Source organism: Rathayibacter sp. VKM Ac-2835, assembly GCF_013266705.1.
Lineage (GTDB): Bacteria > Actinomycetota > Actinomycetes > Actinomycetales > Microbacteriaceae > Rathayibacter.
Genome location: NZ_JABSNQ010000002.1, coordinates 419,342 through 444,099, shown reverse-complemented (window position 1 = coordinate 444,099; position 24,758 = coordinate 419,342). Strand labels below are relative to the sequence as shown.

The following is a 24,758-nucleotide window of genomic DNA, read 5'->3' as shown; positions in this document are numbered from 1 at the left end:
TGCTGATCGAGCAGCCCGCGCAGCGGGCGTATCGAGATCCACCGGCGTCAGAAGACGAGTCTGCAGACCCGCCCTGCTGGGGACGGCGGGTCTCGATACGCCCCTGCGGGGCTACTCGACCAGCACGACGCTCACCACCGGGACGCGGAGCGGCTTCGCGGCTGCTCGACCAGCGTGCTGAGCCGCTCCGGTCAGGCCGTCTCGAGCAGGGGCTCCGGGTCGCGCAGCGCCGGGGTCAGTCCGCGGCGGCGGCGGGCGGCGGCCAGCACGGTGACGGCGAGGGCGCCGAGCAGCCAGAGCGAGAGCACCAGCACGGCGTTCGCGACGCCGATGCTCCCGCCGGCGATCAGGGAGCGGAACGCCTCGACCGTGTAGGTCAGCGGCAGCACCCCGTGCAGCGCCTGGAAGAAGGCGGGCGCCGTCTCGATCGGATAGGTGCCGCCGGCCGAGGAGAGCTGGAGCACGATCAGCAGCAGCGCGAGGAAGCGACCCGGGGCGTCGAGCAGGGCGATCAGCGCCTGGTTGATCGCGACGAAGGTCAGGCTGGTGAGGACCGCGATCCCCATCAGCGCGGGGAGCTGCGCCATGTCGACGCCGACGCCGAAGCGGATCACCAGCGCGGCGAGCACGCCCTGCGCCACCGCCATCAGCGCACCCGGGAGGTAGCTGCGCAGCGCGATCACCCAGGCGGGCCGGCGGGCGGTCAGCAGGCGCTCGCTCAGCGGCGCGCTCATCAGGTAGAAGGCGAGGGCGCCGACCCAGAGCGCGAGAGCCATGAAGTAGGGCGCGAGTCCGGAGCCGTACTCGGGCACGCGGTTCAGCCGCTCGGTGTCGAGTGCGACGGGAGCCGCGGCGACGGCGCTCAGCGAGTCCGCCTGGTCCGCCGTGTAGGACGGGACGTCGGCGGCGCCGTCGGCCAGCTTCCCGGACAGCGTCTCGGAGCCGGTCGCGAGCGAGTCGATGCCCGAGGCGAGGCTGCCGGCGCCGGTCGCGGCGTCCGCGGTGCCCTCCGCCGCTCCGGCGGCACCGGTGGCGAGGGTGTCGGAGCCGGAGGCGAGGGTCGCGGTGCCCGAGGCGAGCGCGCCGGCCCCGCTCGCGGCGGAGTCGAGGCCGCTCGTCAGCGGGTCGACGCTGCCGGCGAGGGTGCCGGTGCCGACGGCGACCTGCGCCGCTCCGGAGTCGAGGGAGGCGGCGCCGGTCGCGAGGGACTGCGCCCCGGTGCTGAGCGACTGCGCGCCGGAGTCGGCGGACGCCGCTCCGGAGGCGAGGGACTGCACGCCCGTCGTGAGGTCCGCAGCGCCGGAGGAGACGGAGGCGGCACCGGCCGCGAGCGCGGTCAGACCGCCGGAGGAGTCGCCGACGAGCGCCGAGGAGCCCTCGGCGAGGCTCTGCGCGCCCTGGTCCGCGGCGGTCGCACCGGCCGAGACCCCGGCGGCCCCCGTCTCGAGCTGCGTGAGGAGCGCGAGGCGCTCGGCGTCGGTGAGAGTGCCGTAGCCCGCGATCAGCGACTGGAGACCGGTGTCGACCGACGCCGCTCCCGTGGCCAGCGCGGGAGTGCTCGCGGCGAGCGCCGCCGAGCCGTCCCGCAGCGTCCCGGCTCCGTCGAGCGCTGCCGTCGCCCCGTCGGAGACGGAGGAGGCGCCGTCCGCGAGGGTCTGAGCACCCGCCGCCGCTGTCGTCGCTCCGGAGGACAGCGCGGCGGTGCCGGTGGCGAGGCTCGCCGCTCCGGTCGCGAGGTCCGCGGCGCCCCCGTCGAGGGTCTGCGCGCCCGAGGCGACCGACCGAGCGCCGGTGTCCAGCGCGGCGGCGGACGACGGCAGCGCGGCCGTCCCGTCCGCCAGCTGCTGCAGCCCGGAGGAGAGGGTCGCCGCACCGTCCGCGGCGGAGTCGGCGCCGGCGCGGAGCGAGTCCGCTCCGGTCGCGAGCTGTGCCGTGCCGTCCTGGAGCTGCTCGAGGCCGACGACGAGCTCGTCCGAGCCGCTCGACGCGGTGGCCGCGCCGTCAGCGAGCTGCGTCGCACCGTCGGCGGCCTGCTCGAGGCTGTCGTGCACGTCCGTGAAGCCGACGTAGACGTTCTTCAGGTAGCTCTCGCCGACCTGCTTCTCCAGCGTCTGCGTGACGGTGCTGCCGATCGTCGCGGCGATGTTGCCGACGATCAGGTTGGCGCCGTCGTTCGTCGCGATGGAGAGCCGGGCCGCGGTCGCCGCCGACGGGTCGTCCCCGCCGACCGAGGCGACGTCGGCCGAGAAGCCGGCCGGCACCGTCAGCACCGCGTACACGGCTCCGGAGGCGAGCTCGCTCGCGGCCTCGTCGGCGTCGGTCCGCGTCCAGGCGAAGTTCGAGGAGGACGTGCTCGACGTCAGCTCGTCGGTCAGCGCGTCGCCGAGGGCGAGGGCCGAGCCGTCGGACGCGGTCGCGCCGGTGTCCTCGTTCACGATCGCCGCGGGAACGGTGTCGAGGTGGTGGGTCGGGTCGAGGTTCGCCGAGGTCAGCAGTCCCGCGTAGATCAGCGGGATGAGCGCGATCGCGGAGAAGACGACGACGAGGCGCGGGGAGACGGAGCGCAGTCGGTGGAGGAGGCGGGGTGAGCGGCGGGCGGCGGAGGCGGGCATGGTCCTTCTACTTCGAGGAGTCGGTGACGAGGGCGGTGAGGCGCGTCGTCGCGACTCCGGTGACGAGGAGCTCGGCGATCTCGGCCGAGGCGGCGGCGGCGGAGCGGCGGTCGTCGCCGTCGAGCAGCCAGCCGACGACGAGCCAGACGGTCCCCGCGCTGAGGAAGACGGCGAAGCGCTCGACCCGGGCGCGGTCCCCCGCCTCCTCGGCGGCCAGCGGCGAGAAGGTGAGCAGCCGCTGCGCGAGGAAGGCGACGACCGACTCCTGGACGGAGCGGGCCGTGCCGCCGCTCAGCGCGCGGCGGTAGAAGTCGGCGTGCTCGAGGAGTCCCGAGAGCAGGCCGTGGACGACGCGGGGCACCGCGGTCTCCCAGACGTCGAGCGGCGACGGCGGCACGACCTCGGCGAAGAGCGCGTGCATCCGCTCGAGCGCGGCGGCCTCGAGCAGCGAGGGGACGTCGCCGAAGTGCTGGTAGAAGGTCGGCCGGCTGACCCGGGCGGCGGCGCAGAGGTCGGTGATCGACGGCTGGTCGTCGCCGGGGCGATCGAGGGCGGTGGTGATCGCGGCGATCAGCTGATCGCGCGAGCGGGCGAGGCGGGGGTCGGCCATGACGCCTCCTTTACGTTCGTAATTTACATTACATCCGTAAAGCAGTCAGGGGAAGGCATCCCGTCATGCTCATCGAGCAGCCCGCTCAGCGGGCGCATCGGGATCCACCGGGCCAGCGGTCGGGTCTCACGCGCCGTCGGGGTCGGCGGCGAGGATCGTCGCGATCTCGGTGGTGTCGATCACGAGGGTGTCGTGCGGAGTGAGGCCGGGGCTCTTCGGGGTCGGCACGGGCAGGCGCACCAGCAGCGCGCCGGGGTCGACGCTGAAGCGGCCGCTGGTGGTGCGGCCGATCGGATCGCCGTCGAGCTCGGCGAGCACGGGCTGGTCGAGCTCGAAGGAGAACTCGCGCCCGGGCCACTGGTGCAGCGAGGCGAGGCCGTTGCGGTTGCCCGTCGCGACGTCGAGGGCGAGGCCGAAGCGGCGGCGCAGCAGCACCAGCTCCAGATCGCCGTCGTCGAGCACCGCGCCGGCGGCGAGCTCGATGTTCGCCACGACCGAGCTGCAGTTGCACGCCAGCACCATCAGCGTGCGGGTCGGCGGCTCGGGCTTCCCGTCGATGGTCAGCGTCACCTCGAAGCCGGCCTTGAACATCACCTCGGCACCGGCCGCGACGTACGCGCCCCAGCCGACGCGCTTCTTCAGCTCGTCGTCGGTCTTGTCCATGATCTCGGCGTCCAGGCCCACGCCGCCCATCACCATGAAGACGCGCTCCTGACCGTCGTCGAACGTGGCCGTGCCGACGTCGACCGCCCGGTCCTGGCCCAGCAGCGCGATCTCGACAGCATCGGCGAGCGACCCGAGCGGGATGCCGAGGTTGCGGGCGAGCAGGTTGCCGGTGCCGCTGGGCAGCAGGCCGTACGGGACTCTCGTCCCCCGCAGCACCGAGGCCACCGCGCGCACGGTGCCGTCGCCGCCCATCGCGCAGACGAGATCGGCGCCCGACTCCAGTGCCGCGCGCGCGGCCCCGGCTCCCGAGTCGTCGACGCTGGTCTCGAACCAGAGCGGCTCGCTCCAGCCCGCCCGGCGCGCGACCGTGGCGACCACGTCCTCCGCCGCGCCGACGTCGTCGAACTTGCTCGGGTTGATGACGACGGCGACCACCGGGCGCGCGCTCGCGGATCGGTCGGAAGAGGCTCTCACGGACTCAGTCTGCTGTGCCGCGCGCCGGGTCCCGCACCGAGCGCCGCTCGAGCGTCGCCGCCGCCTCCGTCGCGAGGACCGCGCCGAGCTCGGCCGAGAGCGTCGCCGGAAGGGTCGGCGGCGCGTCCCAGCGCGGGCCGGCGAGCAGCACGCCGCCGCGCTCGCTCGAGCGCCACAGGGCGTCGACGCTGCCGGAGACGAAGCCGCGGAGGCGCTCGGCCGACGCCGGGTCGACCCCCTCCGCCGTCGCGAGGTCGACGAGGTGCCGGTAGGCGATGCCGCCGAAGAGCGCGCCGTCGCCCGCGCCCTGGTCGACGAGGACGCCGTCGGGGGCGAGGCGCGTGAGCAGGTCGTCGGCGGTGCGGGAGGCGTGCCCGAGCAGCCGCGCATCCGGACGCAGACGGTGCAGCGCCAGCGCCGCACCGATGTAGACGCCGTGGTTGTAGCTGAACGCCCAGTCGTCGCGGGCCGAGCCGCCCTCGCGGCCGATGCCGTCGGCGACGAAGCCGGTGTCGTCGTCGCGCAGGCGCACGTGCAGCCAGTCGAAGGCGGCCCGGGACAGCTCCTCGCGGCCGTCCGGGCGGAGGCGCTCCAGCCGTGCGCCGAGGATCGCGAACGGCCCGTTCGCCGGCGCGTTCTTGTAGTCGAGCTGGCGGCGGCGCCAGGCGAGGCTCGCACCGTGCCGGAGGTTCCAGCCGCGGGCGACCGCGAAGCGCCAGAGCCGGTCGGCGCGGTCGAGCCAGCGCCCCTCCCCCGTCGCCTCGCCGAGCCGGGCGAGAGCTCCGCCGAGCCACATCATGTCGTCGAAGTAGCCGTTGACGAGCCGGCCGCCGTTGCGCAGCCGGACCGCGCGGTGGATCCGGACGGCGCGCTCGAGGTGCTCGGCCTCTCCGGTGCGCTCGAACGCGTCGACGGCGGCGTCGATCGCGTGCGCGAGCCACCAGTAGTTGAAGACGAGGTCCGCCCGCAGCGAGGTCGGGTAGCTCATGTGGTAGCCGAGGACCGGCACCCCGAAGAGCCGCTCGAGACTCGACTGCGCCGCGTCCGCGCGGGCGCCGGCCTCGGAGCGGCTAGGCGTAGACGTGGGGTGCGAGGATCGCGACATCGCGGAGGTTGCGGTAGCGCTCGGCGTAGTCGAGGCCGTAGCCGATGACGAAGTCGTTCGGGATGTCGAAGCCCACGTAGGCGACGTCGACCTCGACCTTGGCGGCGCGGGGCTTGCGGAACAGCGCGCAGATCTCGACCGACTCGGCGCCGCGGCTGCGCAGGTTGCCCTGCAGCCAGGAGAGGGTGAGACCGGAGTCGATGATGTCCTCGACGATCAGCACCTTGCGGTCGGTGATGTCGGTGTCGAGGTCCTTGAGGATCCGGACCACGCCCGAGGACTTCGTGCTGCTGCCGTAGGAGGAGACGGCCATCCAGTCCATCACGATGTCGAGCTTGAGCTCGCGGGCGAGGTCCGCCATCACCATCACGGCACCGCGGAGCACCCCCACGATGAGCAGGTTCTCGCCGGCGTAGTCGCGCTCGATGGCGCGGGCCAGGTCGCGGATCCGCTCGTGGATCTCGGCCTCGGTGAAGAGGACCTCGGTGATGTCGTCGGCGATGTCGGCTGCTTCCACCCGGCCACTCTACGGGCGAGGGCCCCGTGCTCCCTCCCGCGAGATGCCACTTGTGCACGCCTTCCACGGCGTGTCGCGCGCACAAGCGGCATCTCGCGGCGGGGGGATCACACGGGGGCGAAGACGAGAGTCGCGGACACCCGGGTGGCGCGGACGCCCGGGAGGTCGACGCCCTTCTGGCCGTGCCAGTCGGTGACGAGGGCGGCGACGGCGAGGGTCTGCGCGCGGGAGAGGGCGACGCCGAACTCGTTCTGCACGACGAGGCGGATGATGCGCTGGCGCAGCGCCGGCGGGTCGGCGGCCAGGCCGCGCGCGTCGACCGTGACGTGCCCGTCGTCGTTCTGGCCGACGAGCTCGAGCGCCCAGTCGAGCGCCATCGCGTCGAGCGCGTCGCCGTCCTCGCGGAGCTGGTCGGCCGTGCGGGCGAGGGCCTCGGCGACTCCGGGGCCGAGCTCGTCCTCGAGCACCGGGAGGACCGTGCCGCGGACGCGGACGCGGGTGTAGCGCGGGTCGGCGTTGTGCGGGTCCTCCCACGGCTCCAGCCCGGCGTCGTCGCAGGCCGCCCGGGTGCTCGCACGCCGGATGCCGAGCAGGGGGCGCCGCAGCACCCCGCTCACCGCCGCCATGCCGTGCAGGCTCGCGGCCCCCGCACCGCGCGCGAGTCCGAGCAGCACCGTCTCGGCCTGGTCGTCGAGGGTGTGCGCGAGGAGGACCGCCGCGGCACCCGTCGCCTCGACCGCGTCATCGAAGGCGCGGTACCGCGCCGTGCGCGCAGCCGCCTCCGGACCCTCGCCGTCCAGCAGCACGGACACGACCTCGCGCAGCACGGGGGCGAGACCGAGGGCGTGCGCCTGCTGCGCCGCGCGTCGGGCGACCTCCGCCGAGCCGTCCTGCAGCCCGTGGTCGACGATCACCGCTCCGGCCCGCCGACCGCCGCGCTCGGCCTCGAAGGCGACCGCCGCCGCGAGGGCCAGCGAGTCGGCTCCCCCGCTCAGCGCGACGAGAACCAGGGCGCCCGGCTCGAGCTCGTCGAGGCTCGCGCGCACCGCGCGCCGGATGTCGGCGACGGCGGGAGTCAGGCGAGGGCGATCGGGCACATCAAGTAACGTTAGGCCAGCGATCCGGCCTGCGAGCGCGCGCATCCGCACGCGTTCTCCCGGCCGGTCCGACCCGCCGATGCGCCGCCCGCGGCGCCACCGACTCAAGGAGCGAACATGGCCGCATACGACGTCGTCGTAGAGATCCCCAAGGGCAGCCGCAACAAGTACGAGGTCGACCACGAGACCGGTCGCGTCTACCTCGACCGCGTGCTCTTCACCTCCTTCGTCTACCCGACGGACTACGGCTACTTCGAGAACACCCTCGGCCTCGACGGCGACCCCGTCGACGCGCTGGTGCTGCTCGAGTACCCCGTCTTCCCGGGCGTGGGCGTCTCCGTCCGCCCCGTCGGCGTGCTCAACATGAGCGACGAGGCCGGCTCCGACGCCAAGGTGATCGTGGTCCCCGCGAAGGACCCGCGCTGGCAGCACATCCAGGACATCGCCGACGTCCCGGAGCAGACCAAGAACGAGATCAAGCACTTCTTCGAGCGCTACAAGGACCTCGAGCCCAACAAGTGGGTCAAGGTCGAGGCCTGGGGCGACGCCGCCGAGGCGGAGCAGATCGTCCAGGACGGCATCAAGAAGCTGGCCGAAGAGGGCCACTGACCCTCACGGGCCACTGAACGACGGAACCCGCCCCGTCGAGTCGACCGGCTGCTGCCGGCGCCTCGAGGGGGCGGGTTCTTCTGTCGCTGCGGCGCTACGCCGTCGGGCGGCCGACCATGCCGGTCGGGGTGCCCCAGATCGAGTGCACGCGCACCGGCGAGTTGGGGTTGGGCGCCTCGATCATCTGGCCGTCGCCGAGGTAGATCGCCACGTGGTAGTAGTCACCGGGCGAGTCCGACCAGAAGAGCAGGTCGCCGCGCTGGCGCTGGCTGTAGGGGACGAGCTTGCCCTCGTTCGCCATGGTGTTGTACTGGTTCGTCGCGGAGTGCGTGCCGATGTACTCGCCGGCGCTCGCGTACGACTGCTTAGTGAGACCCGAGCAGTCCCAGACGTCCGGGCCCATGCCGCCGAGGACGTAGCGCTCGCCGAGCTGCGCCATCGCGTACGAGATCGCGGTCTCGACCTGGTCGACCTGCGGCTCCGGGTTCGCCACCGGGACCGGAGCGGGCGGCGGTGCAGCCGGCTGCGGGAGCTGGACGACGGGCGGCGGTGCGGGGGCCGCCGGCGCGGCGGGCTGCTCCGGGGCCGGCTGCTGCTGCGGCGCCTCGGGCTGCGGGGCGACAGGCTGCTGCGCGATCGGGGCCGAGGGCTGGTTCGCGGCCGGCGCGGCCGGGCGGGAGCCGGACGACGAGGAACCCGACGACGAGGAACCCGACGACGAGGAGCCGGACGACGGCTGAGCCGCGACGGGAGCGCTCGCGGCGGGCTGAGCGGACGCAGCGTCGGCCTCGGCCTTCGCGGCGGCAGCGGCTGCGGCCGCCACTGCCTTGCGCTCCTGCTCGCCGGCGAGGAACGCGGTCTCGATCTCGACGGTGGAGTCCTTGAGCAGGGCGAGCTGCGCGATGAGCTCCTCCGACTTCGCCTCCTGAGCCGCGAGGGCGCTCCGGGCGGACGCGGCGGCGCTGTCGGCGCCGGTGCGCGCCTCGTCCGCGGCGTCGGACAGCTTCTGGTGCTCGACGACGGCGACGTCGGCCTGCTCGGCGAGCGACTCCGCGGTCTGCTTGTCGGCGAGGGCGTCGGCGTAGACGCGCTGCGACTGCTCGGAGAGCTGCGACATGGCGCCGAGCTGGTACAGCAGATCGCCCGCGTCCTGGCCCTTCGCGACGAGGCTCATCGAGAGGTCGCCACCGGCGGAGCGGGAGAGGTGTGCGGCGAGGAGGCCGGCACGCATCTGCGAGGTATGGGCCGTCGACGCCGCCTCGTTCGCGCGGTCCTCGAGCTCGGCGACCGCGGCGGCCGCGGCGTCGAGCGCCTCCTGGGCCTGGCGCCAGGCCTCCGCCTTCTTCATCGCGACGAGCGACGCGTCGTCGACCGAGGTCTGCAGCCCGCCGATCAGGGCGGTGATCGAGTCGATCTCGGCCTGCTTGCTCGCCTCGTCCGTCTTCGCGTTCTGCACGTCGTCCCACGACGGGTACGCCGGGTCGTCCGCCTGAGCGGGCACGATGCCGAGGGAGGCCGTGACGGCGGTCACCGCGAAGGCGGCGGAGACCGCCAGCGGAAGCCGGCCCTTCCAGGCCCGCTCGCGCGGGGCGGGGGTGAAGCTGCGGGCGGTCTTCTGCGCGTCAACCAAGTGTGACTCCTCGTGCGGCCATGAAGGGCTGAGCGTCGACGGCGGTGCCGTTGACGCGGGTCTCGTAGTGCAGGTGGCAGCCGGTGGAGGCGCCGGTGGTGCCGACGGCGGCGATCTGCTGGCCCGCCTCGACCCGCTGGCCGACGCTGACGTAGATGCCGCCGGGCATGATGTGCGCGTAGCCGGTGCTGATGCCGTCGCCGTTGCTGATCTCGATCCAGTTGCCGTAGGTGCCGAACCAGCCGGCGTAGGTCACCGTCCCGCTGTGGGCGGCGAAGATCGGAATGCCGCAGCCGCCGGCGATGTCGGTGCCGCGGTGGTAGGAGCTGGTCGAGCCGCCGCCGGTGGAGAGGCTGCCGCGCGGCCCGAAGGTGCCGGTGATCCGGCCCGACGCGGGGCGCACCCAGCCGGAGTCGCTGACGGCCGTCGAGCCGCCGCCGGGCGAGGGGACGACGGGGGCGCTGTAGCCGCCGCCGCCACCGCTGGAGCCGCGCGACGGAGCCGCCGCGGCTGCGGCCGCCGCTGCCTCGCGAGCGGCCGCGGCCTGCTGACGCGCGAGCTCGGCCTGCGCCTGACGGGCGGCCTCCTGCTCGGCGAGGACGCGCTGGCGCTCCGCCTCGCGCGCGGCGACGCCGGCCTCGTACTCGGCGACCGTCGTCGACTCGGTGTCGCGGAGAGCGGCGAGCTGCTGCTCGAGCACGATGCTCTGGTTCTGCTGCTCGGTGAGAGCGGCCTCGGATGCGGCCTGGGCGGCGGTCGCCTCGGCGAGCTTCGCCTCGGCGGCGACACGGAGCTTCTCCCGCTCGGTCTGGGCGACCTGGGCCTGAGCGCCGAGCGCCTCTGCGGCGTTCTTCGTGGTGCTCGCCTGCTCGTAGATGGCGTTGGAGCGCTCGACGAGCTTGGTCATGTTGCCGATGCGGCCGAGGAGGTCGTCGGCCTTGCCGCCCTCGCCGTCGAGGAAGATGTTGACCGAGAGGTCGGTGCCGGTGGTGCGGTAGAGCTGCGCGGCGAGCAGACCCGCCTGCTGCGTCGCGGCGTCGGCCTGGTCGGCGCTCGCGGTGGCCTTCGCCTCGAGCTCGGTCGCCTCGTCGGACGCCTTGTCGAAGGCGTCCTGCGCCGCGAAGTACTCGTCGCCGCGCTGCTGGGCGACCTGCTGCGCCGCCGCGACCTCGCTCTGCAGGTCGTCGATCAGCGAGAGGATGCTGTCCACCTGGGCGGCCGCCGCCTGGGTGTTGCCCTTCGCCGCCTCGACGTCGGCCCAGCTGGGGTACTCGACCGCCTGGGCGGGAGTGGCGACCAGCAGACCCGCGACCAGGGCCACCGCGGCCGAGACGAGTGCCGTGCCGCGGAGTCGGCCGATCCGCGGCGCGCCGGAGCGGCGTGCGGGGCGGTTGCGGCGCGGGGAGTGGATCATGGGACCTCGGTGCTGGAGACGGAGTACTCCCCCGGCGGCGGTGCGGCTCCGTCGCGAGGAAATGACGATTCCGACCCACCCTAGTCAAGCCCCTCCCGTACGCCTAGGGATCGGCGTCGCCCGTCCGGGGCACAGGCGCGCTTCGACGTCCCCTGTCAGACCGGTGCCGCGCGCCTCGAGCAGGCCGATTTTGCATATCGGGCCGGCTGTCCCTATGCTTGCGTGTCGGTAGTCATGGTGGGTCGGCCGCAGGGTCGCCCCGGCGAGCTTCCGGCCCCATCGTTTAGTGGCCTAGGACACCGCCCTTTCACGGCGGCAGCACGGGTTCGAATCCCGTTGGGGTCACGGATGAGGTCTACCACAGCAAGAGAAGATCACCACCGCAGAACGGCCGGAGACGGACGGACTGTGAAAATCGAACAGCCTCGAAGGCAGTATGCTTGTCTTCGCAACGAGGCCCTGTAGCGCAGCTGGTTAGCGTGCCGCCCTGTCACGGCGGAGGTCGCGGGTTCAAGTCCCGTCAGGGTCGCAGAGAGGCCCTTCCGAGAGGAAGGGCCTTTTCCAGGAGACGACGAGTTCGTCTCCTCGCGGCATCGATGCTCTCGAGCATCACCGCCTGCACGGCTCTGTAGCTCAGTTGGTAGAGCGCACGACTGAAAATCGTGAGGTCACGGGATCGACGCCCGTCGGAGCCACGGAAACCCTCGCCTAGCTTCTACATGGCGGGGGTTTCTTCCGTTGACGGGTCGTTCCCGAGCCCGACCGGTCGGGCTGCGCCTCACTCCGCAGAAGTCGTCGTCCTCGATGCAGGAGTACGACGGATTTCGGGCAGCGGTGCTCGAAAGCGGCTGCTCGGCTCGTCGCATCGGCCTCGGCTCGCGAGAACAGCTCGATCCTGCGAGCCGGACGTGGTTCTGCGAGCCCGAGGTGCGCTCCGGGCGCTCAGCTGGGCTGCGTAGCCTGGGCGGGCCATGAATCCCGCCGCCTTCCCGCCGCCCGATCCGTCGACCGTCGCCCCTGAGCAGCCGCCTGCCGTCGTGCCGGCGCCGGGTGGGTCCGCCTTCGCGTGGGCGCCGCCGCGCGAGCCGCAGCCGTCGATCGACGCTCCGTACTCCTCTCTCCTCTATCTGCCGGATCCTCGGGTGCGGTGGGGGCTGCCGACGGCGGCGCTGACGATCGCCGGCATCGTGCTGCCGCTCGCGCTGCTGATCCTGCTGTTCGGCTTCGGGGTGCTGCCCTACTCCCCCGGGCTCGTGTTCGCGGGCTCGTTCGCCAGCTACCTGGTCGCGCTCGTCGTCCCGTTCGCCGCGTCGAAGCTGCGCGGGCTGGGGTCGCTCGCCGCGGACTACGGGCTGCGGTTCCGCTGGATCGACGTGCCGATCGGCATCGGGATCGGGATCGGCGTGCGGATCGCGATCGTCGCCGTGCTGATCGTGTTCTCGCCGCTGCTGGGCGAGGCGGAGAGCAACCTCGAGCTCGACCCCGACCCGCTGTGGTTCGTGCTGAGCTCCGTGATGATCCCGGTGCTGGTCGCGCCGATCGTCGAGGAGATCCTCTGCCGCGGGGTGGTGATGCGGGCAGTGCGCAACCGGATGCTGCGGACCAAGGGGGACGCTCCGGCACCGACCCGTGGGCGCCGCGTCTGGGCGGCGGTGTTCAGCGTGGTCGCGTCGACGCTGGTCTTCGCTCTGCTGCACGGGCACCAGATGGTGAACCCCGCGACGGTGGTCACGCTGGGGACGACGACGGTGATCGCCGGGCTGGCGCACGGCTGGATCTCGACGGTGACCGGGCGGCTCGGCGCGGCGATCGTGTCGCACGCGACGCTGAACGGGTCCGCGGTCCTGCTGCTGGTGCTGGTGACGGCGCTGGGGTAGTCCCGGCGACGGTGGATCTCGAGACGCCCGCTGCGCGGGCTGCTCGATCAGCAGGGGATCGGAGCGGGCTGCCCGATCGGCATGCAGCGGGGTCAGACGTCGAGGATGCGGAGGACCGGGTCGAGGGGGAGCTCGCCGCGGACCTGGCGGTGCAGGCGCTCCATGTCGGCGTCGAGGGCGGCGGCGGTGCGCGCGGCGTCGGACAGGCCGTCGAGCAGCTGCTGCGGGACCTGGCGGTCGTACTTGTAGTAGATCTTGTGCTCGAGGCTCGCCCAGAAGTCCATCGCGATGGTGCGGAACTGGACCTCGACGCAGACGTCGACCGAGCCTCCCGAGAGGAACACCGGCACCTCGACGATCGCATGCAGGCTCTTGTAGCCGTTGTCCTTCGGGGTGGCGATGTAGTCCTTCACCTCGAGGACGCGGACGTCGGCCTGCGAGGTGAGCATGTCGAAGACGCGGTAGACGTCGGAGACGAAGCTGCAGGTGATCCGGACGCCCGCGATGTCGGTGACTGCGGCCGCGATGCCCTCGAAGGAGGTGTCGCAGCCCTTGCGCTCGATCTTCTCGATCAGGCTGTCGGCCGACTTCAGCCGGCTCGAGACGTGCTCGATGGGGTTGTACTCCCGCATCTCGCGGAACTCCTCCTGCAGGATCGTCACCTTCGTGACGATCTCGTCCATGCCGAACTTGTACTGCAGCATGAACCGCGCGAAGTCGTCGCGGAGGGCGCGGATCTCGGCGACGGTGCCGGCGTCGAGCGCCTGGGCGACCTCGTCGCTCAGCGGGGGGACGGCGGGCGCCGCGCGGTCGGGAGATCGGGGTTCCACGGGGAGTCACCCTACGCGCGGGCACCTCGGGCCGGGATGTGAAGCGCCATCGGGGTTCCGAGGAGTCGCTGCTCCGTCCCGCGGGGGACGATCCGCGAGACCCCCTTTGGCTAGCGTCGGAGGATGATCTCCGCCTTCAACGTCTTCGGCATCCTCTACCTCGTCGCCGCGATCGCCGTCGTGGTGCTCGTCCTCGTGCTCGGCGTGCTGCTCTGCCGGCTGGTGATCGCCGCGCGGGAGAACCAGCTGGCGACCGCTCGGCTGCGCGAGCTCCAGATCGAGCGGCTGCTCCTCGACGAGGAGTGACCGCCACCCGGAGCCGACGCGCCGGTCAGGGCAGCGCCGGACGCACCTCCGGGCGGGACACCTTCGGGATCAGCAGCCCGAGCACCACGGCGACCACCGCGCCGATCGCGCCGATGACGAACGTCGTCTCGAACGCCTCCGAGCTCGGCAGATCGACGGCTCCGACCGAGACGGTGAGCTGCGCCAGCACGGCCGCGGTGACGGCGGAGGACAGCGTCGTGCCGAGGGTGCGCATCAGCGAGTTCAGGCCGTTCGCCGCCGCGGTCTCCGAGGCCGGGACCGCGTGCATGATCAGGGTCGGCATCGCGGCGTAGGCGAGGCCGAGGCCGACGCCGATCAGCGCGTTGATCACGAGGATCTGCCAGACCTCCGCGCCGAACGGGAGGATCAGCAGATAGGAGACGGCGATCAGCGCCGCTCCCGAGACCAGCACCAGGCGCGGCCCGGACTGCGCCGAGAGCCGGGCGGCGAGCGGCGAGGTCGCCATCATCGCCAGACCCGAGGGCGCCAGGACCAGGCTCGCCACGATCAGGCTGAGGCCGAAGCCGACGCCCGACGCCGCGGGCAGCTCGAGGCGCTGCGGCAGGGTGATCTGCGCGCCGAAGAAGGCGAAGCCGACGGCCACCGAGGCGAGGTTCGTGAACAGCACGGCCGGCCGGGCGGCGACCCGGAGGTCGACGAGCGGGCTCTCCTGGCGCAGCTCGTACCAGCCCCAGATCAGCAGGACCGCGACGCCGCCCAAGCCGGAGCCGAGGATGCCGGGGCTCGTCCAGCCGGCGTCGTTGCCGCGGGAGACGGCGATCAGGATGCCGCTCAGGCCGATCGCGAGGCCGATCGTGCCGACGACGTCGAAGCGCCCGGGCGAGCGCAGGGTCGAGACGGGGATGACGAGGAACACGAGGACGATGTCGAGGACGCCGAGTCCGGCGGACATCCAGAACAGCACGTGCCAGTCGAGGTTCTCGGCGACCAGCGCGCTGAGCGGCAGACCGAGCGCGCCGCCGATGCCGAGCGTCGCGCTGACCAAGGCGATCGCGCCGGGCAGGCGGTCGCGGTGCAGGGTGTCGCGGAGGATCGAGATGCCGAGCGGGATGACGCCCATCACCGCGCCCTGCAGCGCCCGGCCGACGACGAGCGTCCAGACGTCGTCCGCGAAGGCGCAGACGATCGAGCCGATCACCAGGACGACGAGGGCCGCGAGGGCCATCCGGCGCTTGCCGTAGAGGTCGCCGAGCCGCCCGGAGACCGGGGTGAGGATGCAGGCGCTGAGCAGGGTCGCGGTGATCACCCACGCGGTCTCACTGCGGTCGGCGCCGAGGAGTGTGGGCAGCTCCGACTGGATCGGGACGACCAGCGTCTGCATGAACGAGGCGCTCATCCCCGCGAAGGCGAGGACGGCGGTGATCAGGCGGGGGCTGGGAGAGCGGGTCAGCGAGCGTCTGTCGGAGTCGGGCACTGCGGTCCTTCGTGTCGGCGGCGTGCGGGAGCGGGGCGCCGGGGGTCCGGCGTCCTGCGGGGCGGGTCGTATTGCTCAGCTTTGCATCGCCGGGCCTCTGAGCCGAACCGACCGATGCTCGGAAACCTTCCCGATCGCTCTACCGGGCGGCCGCGGGCGGGACGAGGATGGGCGCATGATCGAGATCGAGAGCTGGATCGCCGGCTACGAGAAGGCCTGGGCGACGGACGACCCCGCCGATGTCGCGGCGCTCTTCACCGAGGACGCGGAGTACTTCACGGCGCCGTACGCGGAGGCGATCACCCCGCGCGACGCCATCGTGGAGTGGTGGGTGGCAGAGAGCGAGCCGGACGACCCGACGTTCGCCTGGGGGCTGGTCGCACTGACGGAGACGACGGCGGTCGTGGAGGCGCGGACCATCTACCCGTCGGACCGGACGTACCTGAACCTGTGGGTGATCCGGTTCGCGGAGGACGGGCGGGCGTGCTCGTTCACGGAGTGGTACATGGAGGAGCCGAGCGACTCGGTGAGCTGAGGGGGCGGGTCTCGATGCGCCGCTGCGCGGCTGCTCGACCGGCATGCGGGGCGCTGAGCGGCTGCTCGACCAGCATGCGGCGGCGGGCAGGGGTCAGAGGGCGGAGCCCGCGACGGCGAAGGTGTCGCAGGCGGTGGCGTCGGCGTCGAAGCCGGCCTGGAACCAGCGCTGGCGCTGCTCGGCGGAGCCGTGGGTCCAGCCCTCGGGGTCGACGGTGCCGGTCGCCTGCTCCTGGATGCGGTCGTCGCCGACGGCCGCGGCGGCGCTCAGGGCGTCCCGGTACTGCTCCGTCGTCACCGGCTTGAGGAAGGGCGTGCCGGTCTCGTCGGGCACGGTGGAGGCGTCGCCGACCCAGGCGCCGGCGTAGCAGTCGGCCTGGAGCTCGAGGCGCACGGAGTCGGAGTCCGGGCCGGTGCCGCTGCGGTCGGCCGACTCCATCGCGCCGGTCAGGCTCTGGATGTGGTGGCCCCACTCGTGGGCCAGGATGTACATCTGCGCGAGCGAGCCGCCCGAGGTGTCGAAGCGGGTGCGCAGCTCGTCGAAGAAGTCGGTGTCGAGGTAGATCGTCTGGTCCGGCGGGCAGTAGAACGGGCCCACCGCGGCGGTCGCGTTGCCGCAGCCGGTGCTGGTCTGGTCCTCGAAGACGATGACGCCGCCGGTCGTCGTGTAGCTCGCGCCGATCGCGCCCGCCGCGCCGGCCCAGTAGCGGTCGAGCGACTCCGCCGCGCCCTCGAGCCGGCAGTCGACCTCGGCGTTGGCGTCCGCGCCGGTGTCGCAGTCGACGGCCTCGCTGGTCACCTGGTCCGGCGAGGTTCCGCCGCCGCCGACGAGACCGCCGAGCCCGGAGAGGTCGACGCCGAGCAGCTGCGAGAGCAGGGCGAGCACGACGACGCCCACCGCTCCTCCGCCGACCGCGATGCCGGTGGTGCGGCCGCGCCGGCGGACCTTGCCGCCGCTGAGCTGGGAGTCGTCGTTGAAGGTCATGCGGTCAAACTAGCGCCGACCGCGGACGCGCTGCCCGGGGTTGCGGACGGCGCGGCGGGACGGGATCAGCCCCAGCGCGACTCGCTGGCGTCGCGGATGATGTCGAGCAGCGCCTCGCGCAGCGGGCCGTGGTCGAGGGTGCCGGGCAGCATGTCGACCTCGAGCCGGTGGGCGCGCTGCCAGGCCTCGACGCCCTTGTCCGTCAGGGACACCAGCTGCCGGCGGCGGTCGGCGGGGTCGCTCACGCGGGAGACGTGCCCCTCGCGCTCGAGGCGCTCGATCGTGCGCGACATGGTCTGCACCTCGACGTGGGCGGAGGCGGCGAGCTCCTTCTGCGCGGCCGGGCCGGCCTGCAGCAGGTGCAGCACGACCAGGCCCGCGTGGGTGAGGCCGATCTCGGCGAGCGCGCCGTGCCAGGCGTGCTCGACCATCCGGGACGCCGTGGCGAGAAGGCGGCCGGTGGGCCAGCCGTCCATCCCCGAGTCCTCGTCCGCGCGCATCCGCCCAGGCTAGTCCGCCCCGCCGGTCATGCGAGGCGGGCGGTCGATCGGCTCAGGAGGCGAAGCGGTCGGTGGCCTCGATCAGCGCGTCGAGGATGCCCGGCTCGTCGAACGCGTGGCCGGCGTCGGGGATCAGGTGGAAGTCCGCCTCGGGCCAGGCCTTGTGCAGGTCCCACGCGGTGAACGCGGGCGTGCACATGTCGTAGCGGCCCTGGACGATGACGGCCGGGATGCCGCGCAGCACGCCGACGTCGCGGATCAGCTGCCCCTCCTCCAGCCAGCCCTTGTGCACGAAGTAGTGGTTCTCGATCCGCGCGAAGGCGAGGGCGAAGGCGGGATCGGACCACGCCTCGATCATCTCCGGCTTCTGCAGGAGCGTGACGGTCGAGGACTCCCAGGTGGTCCAGGCGACGCCGGCCGGTCCGTGCACGGCGGGGTCGGCGTCGTGGAGCAGTCGGTAGTAGGCCTCGATCAGGCTGCCGCGCTCGCCCGCGGGGATCACCGAGGTGTAGCCCTCCCAGAGGTCCGGGTAGACCGCGGCGGCGCCGCCCTCGTAGAACCACTCGAGCTCGGCCCGGCGCAGGGTGAAGATGCCGCGGAGGACGAGCTCGGTGACCCGCTCGGGGTGCGACTCGGCGTAGGCGAGGGCCAGCGTGGAGCCCCAGGAGCCGCCGAAGACCTGCCAGCGCTCGATGTCGAGGTGCTCGCGGAGCTTCTCGAGGTCGGAGACGAGGTACCACGTGGTGTTGGTGGAGAGGTCGGCGTCCGGCTCGCTGGCGTGCGGGGTGGAGCGGCCGCACATCCGCTGGTCGAGGAGCACGATCCGGTACTTCTCCGGATCGAACAGGCGGCGGTGGGCGGCCGAGGCGCCGGCACCAGGTCCGCCGTGCAGGAAGACGACGGGCTTGCCCTCGGGGTTGCCGGAGGCCTCCCAGTAGATCTCGTGGCCGTCGCCGACGTCGAGCATCCCGGTGTGGAAGGGCTCGATCTCGGGGTACAGAGTGCGCATGGGCCGCACACTACTGACGATCAGGGACGGGGGCCGCGATTGGGTTCGGCCCGGCTCCGGATGGGGGCGGGGGTTGCGCGGTGGGGAGGGGGCGTGGTGGGCGGTTCTCTATGCGACGCTGCGCTGCTGCTCGACCAGCATGGGGCGGGCCGCTCCGCCAGCAGGCACGAGGGAGCGCCCTCGGCCCCGGAGGGTCGAGGGCGCTCCCTTCATCAGTGGTGCGTCAGGCGCAGGGGCGGGCCGGGTAGGCGGCGGTCACCTCCGCGGAGACGGGGGTGCCGTCGATCGTCGCCGAGGCGCCGACCGTCACCGCGCCGGCGGGCAGGCTCACCTGCCGGGTGGTGAAGGCGTGCGAGACCGTCGCGCCGGCGGCGACCGACGCGAACGTCTTGGTGCCGTAGGCGGTCGTCATCGTCACCGCGGCGGTCGCGTCGGACGCGTTCGTCGCCTGCGCCGTGATGATCGCCTTGCCCGCGATGCAGCGGGTGGAGGCGCTCGCCGCGAGCTCGAGGGCCGGGGCCGCCTCGCCCTCGGTGAAGGCGAAGGTGTCGAGCTCGAACAGGTCGCCGGCCGGGCCGGAGTAGCTGAAGTACACGTCGTGCACTCCGGTCGCTCCGGTCAGCGTCGTGCTCAGGTCGGCCCACTCCCCCGTGGCCCCGGTCACCGCGAGCGTGCCCGCGACGGGCCCGGTCTCGGAGTCGAGACGCACGGTGATGCTGCCGCCGGCCTGCAGGGCCTTCGCGCGGGCCGAGAACGTCGCCGCTCCCGTGTCGCCGAAGTCGACCGCCGACAGCGCGGTCCAGTCCCCGCTGTCGAGGTCGCGCAGGGTCAGGTTCTGCGTCGCTCCGGCGCCGGGGGTGCCCAGCGGTCCGGTCGCGATGCCCTTGCTCCAGCCGATCGTCTCGGCCGGGAAGGTGCGGAACGGGTCGAAGTCCTTGACCTGGTCGACGCCGGCGTAGTCGCCGACGACCTGCTGGACCGTGCCGTCCGCGTTGAACTGCAGCTCCTGGATGTGCGGGCTGCGGTAGCCCTGGGTGGTGTCGCCGTTGATCCGCTTGTTCAACGTGGGCGCGTGGTAGGTGAAGTAGTACTTGCCGCCGAGCTCGAAGACCGACTGGTGGTTGTTGCCGCCCGTCCCCGCTCCGAAGAAGCGGCTCTGGTTCGGGAACATCACGCCGGCGTACGCCTCCTTGGGCCACGACATCGGGTCGTCCGAGATCATGTAGCCGATCTCGCCGCCGCCCGGGTAGCCGGGCACGCGGGTCTGGTTGCCGCCGAAGTCGGTGCCGCCGAAGTGCGACGAGTAGGAGAGGTAGTACTTGCCCTCGCGCTCGAAGACCTGCGCCGCCTCGAACGCGACCGGAGCGTCGACCACGGCGGCCGTGCCCTCGGTGGAGATCATGTCGTCGCCGAGCTCGATCACGCGGATGTTCTTCGGGTTGTTGAAGCGCTCGGCCGCGGGGAGGGCGGTCGAGGCGGGTCCGCCGCCGAAGAACAGGTAGCCCTGGCCGTCGTCGTCGATGAGCGGCGCCGGGTCGAACTTCCACGCGACGTCCGCACCGGGGGTGCTGTCGTTGATCAGCGTCGAGGTGCGCTGGCTCGTCCACGGGCCGACCGGCGAGTCGCCGGTGATCACGTTGCTGGAGCCGCCGCCGTTGGCGTAGTAGAGGAAGTACTTGTCGACGCCGTTCACGGTCTTCTTGGCCATGCCGGGCGCCCACGAGTTGCCGGTGAAGGGCGCGACTCCCGCGGAGCCGGCGACCTGGATCTCGCCGTGGTCGGTCCAGTTGACGAGGTCGTCGGAGGAGATCACGGTGATCTGGTTGATCTTCCCGTAGTCGATCCCGGGAGAGACGCCCGTCGCCGGGTTCGGGGCGTAGCCCTGGGTGTCGTTCGTCATGTACATGTACACGCGCCCGTTCTCCACGAAGCCGAAGCCGTCGGCCCCGAACTTCCAGCCGATGAGCGGGTTGTGGTCGCCGGGCAGCTTGCCGACGACCTCGATGGTCTTCGACGCGGGGGCCGGCGGCGCGGCGCCGACGAGCGAGACGTCGTCGAGCGTGTAGTCCATCAGGTGGGTGTCGGGCGCGGCCGACGGGGTGGCCGTCCACGGGGTCTCGAAGAACAGCCGCGCGGTGGCGACGCTCTGGCCCGCAGGGATGGTGAAGGAGCCGGTGATCGACGCCCACTGCCCCTTGGTCGCGGTGACGCTCGCGAGGTTCGTGTAGGTGCCTCCGCCGTAGTGCATCGTGGCGAAGAACTGCTTGGTCGCGGGGCCCGCCGCGTTCTCGTACTTGATCTGCGCCTTCACCTGGTAGGTCTGACCGGCGGTGACCTTGCCGGTCAGGTCCTGCATGGCTCCCGCGCCGGTCGTGGTGCGCCCGGTGACGAGCGCGGCGCCCGACCCCGTCTTCGCATCCGCCGTCACGGCGATGCTGCCGGCGTCGGCGGCGTTGCCGTTGTTGACGAACCAGTTCGCCACGCCGTTCTCGAACCCGCCGTTGACGATGAGCTCCTGCTCGGCGGCGGACGAGGTCTGGCCGGCGAAGGGCGCCACCAGCAGTGCGGTGAGGGCCGCTGTCGCCAGCAGCCTCAGTCGCAGCCTGCCCTTCGGGGCGGCTTCTTGTCGTGTTCTCACGAATCCTCCTTGATCGCGTCGTTCTGGGTGTCGTCGTCGGCGGCGAGCGCCGGCGACGGGTCGGGAGTCGCGGGCGGGCGGCCTCGAGGACCGGCCGCCCGCGAGGGTCAGCCGCAGGTCGCCGCCGGGTGCGGCGCGCGGACCGTGGTGCTGACGGGGGCGCCGTCGACGACGGCGGTCGCGGTGACCGTCGCCTCGCCGGCCGGGACGCTCGTCGCTCGGGTCGTGAACGCGTGGCTCGCGTTCCTCCCGGGAGCGACGGCGGCGAACGACTTCGCGCCGGAGGCGGTCGTCATCTCGATCGCGACGGGCACCTGCTCGCGGTTGGTCGCCTTCACGGTGACGACGACCTTCCCGGCGATGCAGCGCGTGCTCGCCTCCGCGGTGACGTCGAGCGACGCCGCTCTCAGCGTCCCGAGGCGGGCCAGCTGGTAGCTGAGCGCGCGCTCGGGGGCGTCGAGCCGGTTCTGCGTGCCGGCGGTCGTGACGGCCTGCGCCTTCACGAGCACCGACCGCATCGCGGCCCACGCGTCCGCCGGGTAGTCGGCCTCGCGGAGGGTCGCGGCGTGCGCGATCGCGGCGTCGAGCGGCGCGCGGTCGAGCGCCTTCCCCTCCGAGGAGAGCGTGTCGCTGAGCAGGAACTCGTCGACGTCGACGTGACCGCCGGTCGTCTGCGTGGCGTAGCTGAACAGCCCGAGACGGTGGCCCATGAAGTGGGTCAGCGTCCCGTCGAGCGTCTGCGGGCCCACGCGGTCACCGAGCCTCGTCCACGCCGTGCCGTCGAGGCTGTAGGAGAAGGTCGTCCAGAGCTGCCCCGCCGGGTCGTTCAGCTCCAGGTCGGCCTTCAGGTGCACCTCGGCACCGGCGGGCAGCACGGCGGTGGTCCCGGGGAGGAACGCCTCCACGGCCGCCTGGTCGAAGGTCTGCGCGAACGGCTGGCCGCGGTTCACCACTCCGACCGTGTTCACGCCGGCCACCCGCTTCACCGCGACGTACGAGAAGCCGCGGTTGTAGGCGGCGAGACCGGCGACGTCGCCGTCCTTCATCCCCGACACGTCCAGCGTCGCCTCGGCCGACTGCTTCGGCGCGACGATGCGCTGCGAGAGCGTGTTGCGCGCCTCCTCGAGCCAGGTCAGCTCGGGCGAGTCCGACAGCTTGGTGTGCCGGTACTCCCCGGTGACGACCTTGCCGTTGGTGAGGCGGAGCCAGCCCTCGCGCTCGGTCAGCGACCAGTAGCGGTTGTCGGGGGCGTGGTTCCACTGCCAGGCCGGGTCCAGGCGCGAGCCGTTCGGCGCGATCTCGGCGGCGGACGGCTGCTCGGTCGTCGGAGCGGCGCCGATGATCGACACGTCGTCGAGGAGGTACTCGACGCTCGAGGACGCGGGCTGCGGGTTCCCCCACGGCGTCTCGACCGCGAACTTCACACTCGAGACGCTCGCGTTCTGCGGCACGGTGTAGCGCCCCGTGATCGTGGTCCACTGTCCCTGCGGGACGGCGGCGGTGACCATGGTCTGCGGTCCGGCGCCGAAGTCGGCGCAGAGGTTGAAGCGGACCGAGGCGGGGCCGCTGGTGTGCTTCACCTTCGCGGAGACCGTGTAGGTGACGCCGGGCTGGAGCTTCGCGGCCAGGATCTGGCTCGGTCCGGAGCCGTTCAGGGTCCTGGTGCCCACCTTCAGCGCGGCGGTGCCCGAGGCGGGATCCGAGCTGTCGGCGGTGAGGGTCGCGCCGAACTGGCCGGCCCACGGCGCCGTGCCCGACTCCGCCCCCGGGTTCTGCAGCAGCTCGACGCCGATCAGCGCCGGGTCGATGCTCGGGGCGGCCGGGATCGTCCACTCCTCGTCCTGGTAGGCCTTCGCCGGCGCGTCGTTGTCGAAGTCGTCCGAGACGACGAGGCTCTTCTGGCTCTCGAACAGCTCCTCCTCCGGGCTCAGGCGGATCGGCTTCGGGAAGCTGCCGCCCACCGGGACCGAGCCGTTCGTGCCGAAGGTCGGCCAGCCGTCCTTCCAGGTCGCCGGGATCAGACCCGGGATGCGGCCGGTCGGGAAGCTGTCGCGGAAGAACATGCCGTGCCAGTCGGTCGTGCCGTCCTCGCGGGCGATCGGCACGAGACTCCCCTGCGCGAAGCCGCTCGAGTTCAGCACTCCGCGGCCCTCGTAGGGGTTGCCGCCGTCGGCGGTGGCGTAGCGGCCGAGCAGCTCGGACGAGCGGAACAGCGCGACCTGGCGGCCCTGACCCGAGGGCCAGGTGATGATCACGATGTAGTACTGGCCGTCGATGTACTGCACCTGCGCGCCCTCGAACAGGCCGCCGAGGTAGCCGGCGCCCGGGTAGTCGGACGTGCGGAGGATGTCCGGATACTCCCCGACCACCGTCGTGAGGTCGTCGCTGAGCTTCACCGCGCTGGTCGAGCCGGAGCCGTAGAAGATGTAGGGCGTGCCGCCGTCGGCCTCGTCGAAGAACAGCGACGGGTCGTGGAAGGCGCGGCCGAGCGCCGTGCGGGTCCACGCCCCGTCCTCGATGTCGTCGGTCGAGTAGAGGTAGGAGCCGCCGAGGTTGTTGGTGTTGAAGACGACGTAGTACCGGCCGTCGTGGTACCGCAGCGACGACGCCCACTGGCCGTTGCCATAGGAGCTCTGGCCGTTGCGCAGCGAGAACCGGTCGCCGATCTCGAGCCGGTCGAAGACGTAGTTCACGATCTCCCAGTTCACGAGGTCGTAGGACTTCATGATCGGAGCCCCGGGGCTCAGATGCATCGTCGTCGAGATCATGTAGTAGACGTCGCGGCCCTCGTCGTTCTCGGCCGCGGGCACCCGCTCGACGCTGACGTCGGGCACGTCCGCGTTGAGCAGCGGCACACGGTAGCGGCCGTCGCCCGTGTCGGTCGAGGTGTACGAGGGCTCCGGCATCCAGCCGCCGGCGGCGCTCGCCGGGGCGGCCGAGGCGAGCAGGCCCGCCGTGAGCAGGGCGCCGACCGCGGTCATCGCGAGCGCCCTCGTTCCCGATCCGCTCATTCGAAGAGCGAGAGGGTCAGCACGGAGGAGTAGTCGCCGGGAGCGACGTCGGCCTCGGTCTTGAGCGTGAGGCCGGCCTTCACGGTCCACGAGCCCTCGGCGGCGACGCCCTGGGAGTCGAGCGCGATCGCGAGCAGCTCCTGGTCGACGAGGCCGACCGCGTCGGGGCCCTCGTCGAGCACGGTGTCGACCTGATCGCCCTCGGCGACCAGACCGGAGTCGCCGCCGTCGACGAGCTGCGGGGTCCAGCCGAGGTGGTCGGCGCCGATCGGCTGCTGGCCGGCGCCGCCGACGAAGTCGCTCGAGGAGCCGAGCACGTACCAGCCGGCGCCGGCGGGGATCTCGTCCGCGGCGCGGGTGTCGGTGACGGTGACCTCGGGCAGCTCGCCCGTGAACTGCCGCACGGTCGGCGTGGAGCCGCTCTCGGTCAGCACCGCGGCGGTGCCGTCGACGCTCATCGCGAGCACGCCGGGCTGCTCGACCTCGGCGATCGAGACGTTCACGTCGACCTCGCCGTCGCCGTACTCGGTGTCGGCGAAGGCGGCCGCGGAGCCGACTCCGGCGAGCAGCAGGCAGCCGGCCAGGGCGGCTCCGGAGCGGGCGAGCCAGGGAGTGGAAGGACGTCGCTTGTCCATGGGGTCTTCCTCCTCGATCGGCACCGTCGCCGATCAGTTCGAGCGCCGGGAGGGCGCGAGTGCGGAGCACCGGGAGCGGTGCGGGAGGACAGCGCGGGAGGGCGCCCGAGAGGCGGGCGCCGCGGCTGTTCCGACGATGAGGGCGGCACCGTGCGATCGGCTCCTGCGCAGCAGCTTCCACAGCGTGCCTGCGCGAGCAGCAGCCGCCGATCCCCGTCAGCACTGAGGGGAAGGGGGCTGTTC

The 24,758-nt window shown here is 72.5% G+C and carries 20 protein-coding genes and 3 tRNA genes; 7 read left to right on the top strand and 16 right to left on the bottom strand.

The genetic code is table 11. The annotated features are described in order from the left end of the window. Positions 1 to 191: 191 nt before the first annotated feature. The 6 genes from HRK28_RS09900 to tilS form a co-directional block, all read right to left on the bottom strand. Complete coding sequence (locus HRK28_RS09900; RefSeq protein ID WP_173251311.1) at positions 192 to 2,612, bottom strand: YhgE/Pip domain-containing protein; 2,421 nt, start codon at positions 2,610 to 2,612, stop codon at positions 192 to 194. A 7-nt stretch (positions 2,613 to 2,619) separates the two neighbouring features. After that, a complete protein-coding gene (locus HRK28_RS09895; protein WP_160090866.1) occupies positions 2,620 to 3,222 on the bottom strand; it encodes a TetR/AcrR family transcriptional regulator in 603 nt (200 codons plus the stop codon). 126 nt (positions 3,223 to 3,348) lie between these two features. Next, positions 3,349 to 4,362: a diacylglycerol kinase family protein gene (locus tag HRK28_RS20805; RefSeq protein WP_160090867.1), complete on the bottom strand. Its 1,014-nt coding sequence runs from the start codon at positions 4,360 to 4,362 to the stop codon at positions 3,349 to 3,351. A 4-nt stretch (positions 4,363 to 4,366) separates the two neighbouring features. Beyond that, positions 4,367 to 5,467: a glycoside hydrolase family 76 protein gene (locus tag HRK28_RS09885; RefSeq protein ID WP_173251310.1), complete on the bottom strand. Its 1,101-nt coding sequence runs from the start codon at positions 5,465 to 5,467 to the stop codon at positions 4,367 to 4,369. Further along, positions 5,433 to 5,984, bottom strand: a complete 552-nt coding sequence (gene hpt, locus HRK28_RS09880) for a hypoxanthine phosphoribosyltransferase (protein ID WP_123446809.1) — start codon at positions 5,982 to 5,984, stop codon at positions 5,433 to 5,435. Before hpt ends, HRK28_RS09885 begins: the two co-directional genes overlap by 35 nt. A 107-nt stretch (positions 5,985 to 6,091) precedes the next feature. After that, positions 6,092 to 7,126: a tRNA lysidine(34) synthetase TilS gene (gene tilS / locus HRK28_RS09875; protein ID WP_173251309.1), complete on the bottom strand. Its 1,035-nt coding sequence runs from the start codon at positions 7,124 to 7,126 to the stop codon at positions 6,092 to 6,094. Positions 7,127 to 7,198: 72 nt separating this feature from the next. Here tilS and ppa point away from each other — a divergent pair, with 72 nt between their 5' ends. Then, complete coding sequence (gene ppa, locus HRK28_RS09870; RefSeq protein ID WP_160090870.1) at positions 7,199 to 7,690, top strand: inorganic diphosphatase; 492 nt, start codon at positions 7,199 to 7,201, stop codon at positions 7,688 to 7,690. 94 nt (positions 7,691 to 7,784) lie between these two features. On the opposite strand, the gene HRK28_RS09865 is transcribed toward ppa, so the two are convergent. Beyond that, complete coding sequence (locus tag HRK28_RS09865) at positions 7,785 to 9,320, bottom strand: C40 family peptidase (protein ID WP_173251308.1); 1,536 nt, start codon at positions 9,318 to 9,320, stop codon at positions 7,785 to 7,787. Continuing rightward, a complete protein-coding gene (locus tag HRK28_RS09860; protein ID WP_217274642.1) occupies positions 9,313 to 10,734 on the bottom strand; it encodes a peptidoglycan DD-metalloendopeptidase family protein in 1,422 nt (473 codons plus the stop codon). Before HRK28_RS09860 ends, HRK28_RS09865 begins: the two co-directional genes overlap by 8 nt. A 272-nt stretch (positions 10,735 to 11,006) precedes the next feature. Here HRK28_RS09860 and HRK28_RS09855 point away from each other — a divergent pair. The 4 genes from HRK28_RS09855 (at position 11,007) to HRK28_RS09840 (ending at position 12,611) form a co-directional block, all read left to right on the top strand. Next, positions 11,007 to 11,079: transfer RNA gene (locus HRK28_RS09855), tRNA-Glu, on the top strand. A 110-nt stretch (positions 11,080 to 11,189) separates the two neighbouring features. Next, positions 11,190 to 11,263 (top strand) — tRNA-Asp (locus HRK28_RS09850). Between the two features lie 93 nt (positions 11,264 to 11,356). Beyond that, positions 11,357 to 11,429 (top strand) — tRNA-Phe (locus HRK28_RS09845). 276 nt (positions 11,430 to 11,705) lie between these two features. Beyond that, a complete protein-coding gene (locus HRK28_RS09840) occupies positions 11,706 to 12,611 on the top strand; it encodes a CPBP family intramembrane glutamic endopeptidase (RefSeq protein ID WP_160090872.1) in 906 nt (301 codons plus the stop codon). 92 nt (positions 12,612 to 12,703) lie between these two features. On the opposite strand, the gene HRK28_RS09835 is transcribed toward HRK28_RS09840, so the two are convergent. Continuing rightward, positions 12,704 to 13,315, bottom strand: a complete 612-nt coding sequence (locus tag HRK28_RS09835) for a GTP pyrophosphokinase family protein (RefSeq protein WP_173251976.1) — start codon at positions 13,313 to 13,315, stop codon at positions 12,704 to 12,706. A 249-nt stretch (positions 13,316 to 13,564) separates the two neighbouring features. Here HRK28_RS09835 and HRK28_RS09830 point away from each other — a divergent pair, with 249 nt between their 5' ends. Next, entirely contained in the window at positions 13,565 to 13,747 is a 183-nt protein-coding gene (locus tag HRK28_RS09830) for a hypothetical protein (protein ID WP_160090873.1), read from the top strand. A 25-nt stretch (positions 13,748 to 13,772) separates the two neighbouring features. Here the strand turns inward: HRK28_RS09830 and HRK28_RS09825 are convergent, their stop codons facing one another. Then, positions 13,773 to 15,203, bottom strand: a complete 1,431-nt coding sequence (locus HRK28_RS09825; RefSeq protein WP_367948385.1) for an MFS transporter — start codon at positions 15,201 to 15,203, stop codon at positions 13,773 to 13,775. Between the two features lie 175 nt (positions 15,204 to 15,378). Between HRK28_RS09825 and HRK28_RS09820 the strand changes: the two genes are divergently transcribed. Further along, positions 15,379 to 15,738, top strand: coding sequence for a nuclear transport factor 2 family protein (locus HRK28_RS09820; RefSeq protein WP_160090874.1), 360 nt, complete (start codon positions 15,379 to 15,381; stop codon positions 15,736 to 15,738). A 93-nt stretch (positions 15,739 to 15,831) separates the two neighbouring features. Here HRK28_RS09820 and HRK28_RS09815 read toward each other — a convergent pair whose 3' ends face one another. The 6 genes from HRK28_RS09815 to HRK28_RS09790 form a co-directional block, all read right to left on the bottom strand. Continuing rightward, positions 15,832 to 16,722 carry a neutral zinc metallopeptidase gene (locus HRK28_RS09815; RefSeq protein ID WP_160090875.1) on the bottom strand — a complete coding sequence of 297 codons (891 nt, stop codon included), beginning with the start codon at positions 16,720 to 16,722 and terminating at the stop codon, positions 15,832 to 15,834. A 65-nt stretch (positions 16,723 to 16,787) separates the two neighbouring features. Next, positions 16,788 to 17,222 carry a MarR family winged helix-turn-helix transcriptional regulator gene (locus HRK28_RS09810; RefSeq protein WP_160090876.1) on the bottom strand — a complete coding sequence of 145 codons (435 nt, stop codon included), beginning with the start codon at positions 17,220 to 17,222 and terminating at the stop codon, positions 16,788 to 16,790. 52 nt (positions 17,223 to 17,274) lie between these two features. Beyond that, positions 17,275 to 18,231, bottom strand: coding sequence for a prolyl aminopeptidase (pip, locus tag HRK28_RS09805; RefSeq protein ID WP_173251307.1), 957 nt, complete (start codon positions 18,229 to 18,231; stop codon positions 17,275 to 17,277). A 223-nt stretch (positions 18,232 to 18,454) separates the two neighbouring features. After that, a complete protein-coding gene (locus HRK28_RS09800; RefSeq protein ID WP_217274641.1) occupies positions 18,455 to 20,869 on the bottom strand; it encodes a family 43 glycosylhydrolase in 2,415 nt (804 codons plus the stop codon). 107 nt (positions 20,870 to 20,976) lie between these two features. Further along, entirely contained in the window at positions 20,977 to 23,880 is a 2,904-nt protein-coding gene (locus HRK28_RS09795) for a family 43 glycosylhydrolase (RefSeq protein ID WP_173251306.1), read from the bottom strand. Further along, positions 23,877 to 24,515, bottom strand: a complete 639-nt coding sequence (locus HRK28_RS09790; RefSeq protein WP_217274640.1) for a hypothetical protein — start codon at positions 24,513 to 24,515, stop codon at positions 23,877 to 23,879. Before HRK28_RS09790 ends, HRK28_RS09795 begins: the two co-directional genes overlap by 4 nt. Positions 24,516 to 24,758: the final 243 nt, after the last annotated feature.

Coding starts and splice junctions, on each gene's coding strand:
- HRK28_RS09900 (WP_173251311.1), bottom strand. CDS start 2,612: ATGCCCGCCTCCGCCGCCCGCCGCTCACCCCGCCTCCTCCACCGACTG.
- HRK28_RS09895 (WP_160090866.1), bottom strand. CDS start 3,222: ATGGCCGACCCCCGCCTCGCCCGCTCGCGCGATCAGCTGATCGCCGCG.
- HRK28_RS09885 (WP_173251310.1), bottom strand. CDS start 5,467: ATGTCGCGATCCTCGCACCCCACGTCTACGCCTAGCCGCTCCGAGGCC.
- tilS (WP_173251309.1), bottom strand. CDS start 7,126: ATGCGCGCGCTCGCAGGCCGGATCGCTGGCCTAACGTTACTTGATGTG.
- ppa (WP_160090870.1), top strand. CDS start 7,199: ATGGCCGCATACGACGTCGTCGTAGAGATCCCCAAGGGCAGCCGCAAC.
- HRK28_RS09860 (WP_217274642.1), bottom strand. CDS start 10,734: ATGATCCACTCCCCGCGCCGCAACCGCCCCGCACGCCGCTCCGGCGCG.
- HRK28_RS09840 (WP_160090872.1), top strand. CDS start 11,706: ATGAATCCCGCCGCCTTCCCGCCGCCCGATCCGTCGACCGTCGCCCCT.
- HRK28_RS09835 (WP_173251976.1), bottom strand. CDS start 13,315: ATGCTGCAGTACAAGTTCGGCATGGACGAGATCGTCACGAAGGTGACG.
- HRK28_RS09830 (WP_160090873.1), top strand. CDS start 13,565: ATGATCTCCGCCTTCAACGTCTTCGGCATCCTCTACCTCGTCGCCGCG.
- HRK28_RS09820 (WP_160090874.1), top strand. CDS start 15,379: ATGATCGAGATCGAGAGCTGGATCGCCGGCTACGAGAAGGCCTGGGCG.
- HRK28_RS09815 (WP_160090875.1), bottom strand. CDS start 16,722: ATGACCTTCAACGACGACTCCCAGCTCAGCGGCGGCAAGGTCCGCCGG.
- HRK28_RS09810 (WP_160090876.1), bottom strand. CDS start 17,222: ATGCGCGCGGACGAGGACTCGGGGATGGACGGCTGGCCCACCGGCCGC.
- pip (WP_173251307.1), bottom strand. CDS start 18,231: ATGCGCACTCTGTACCCCGAGATCGAGCCCTTCCACACCGGGATGCTC.
- HRK28_RS09795 (WP_173251306.1), bottom strand. CDS start 23,880: ATGAGCGGATCGGGAACGAGGGCGCTCGCGATGACCGCGGTCGGCGCC.
- HRK28_RS09790 (WP_217274640.1), bottom strand. CDS start 24,515: ATGGACAAGCGACGTCCTTCCACTCCCTGGCTCGCCCGCTCCGGAGCC.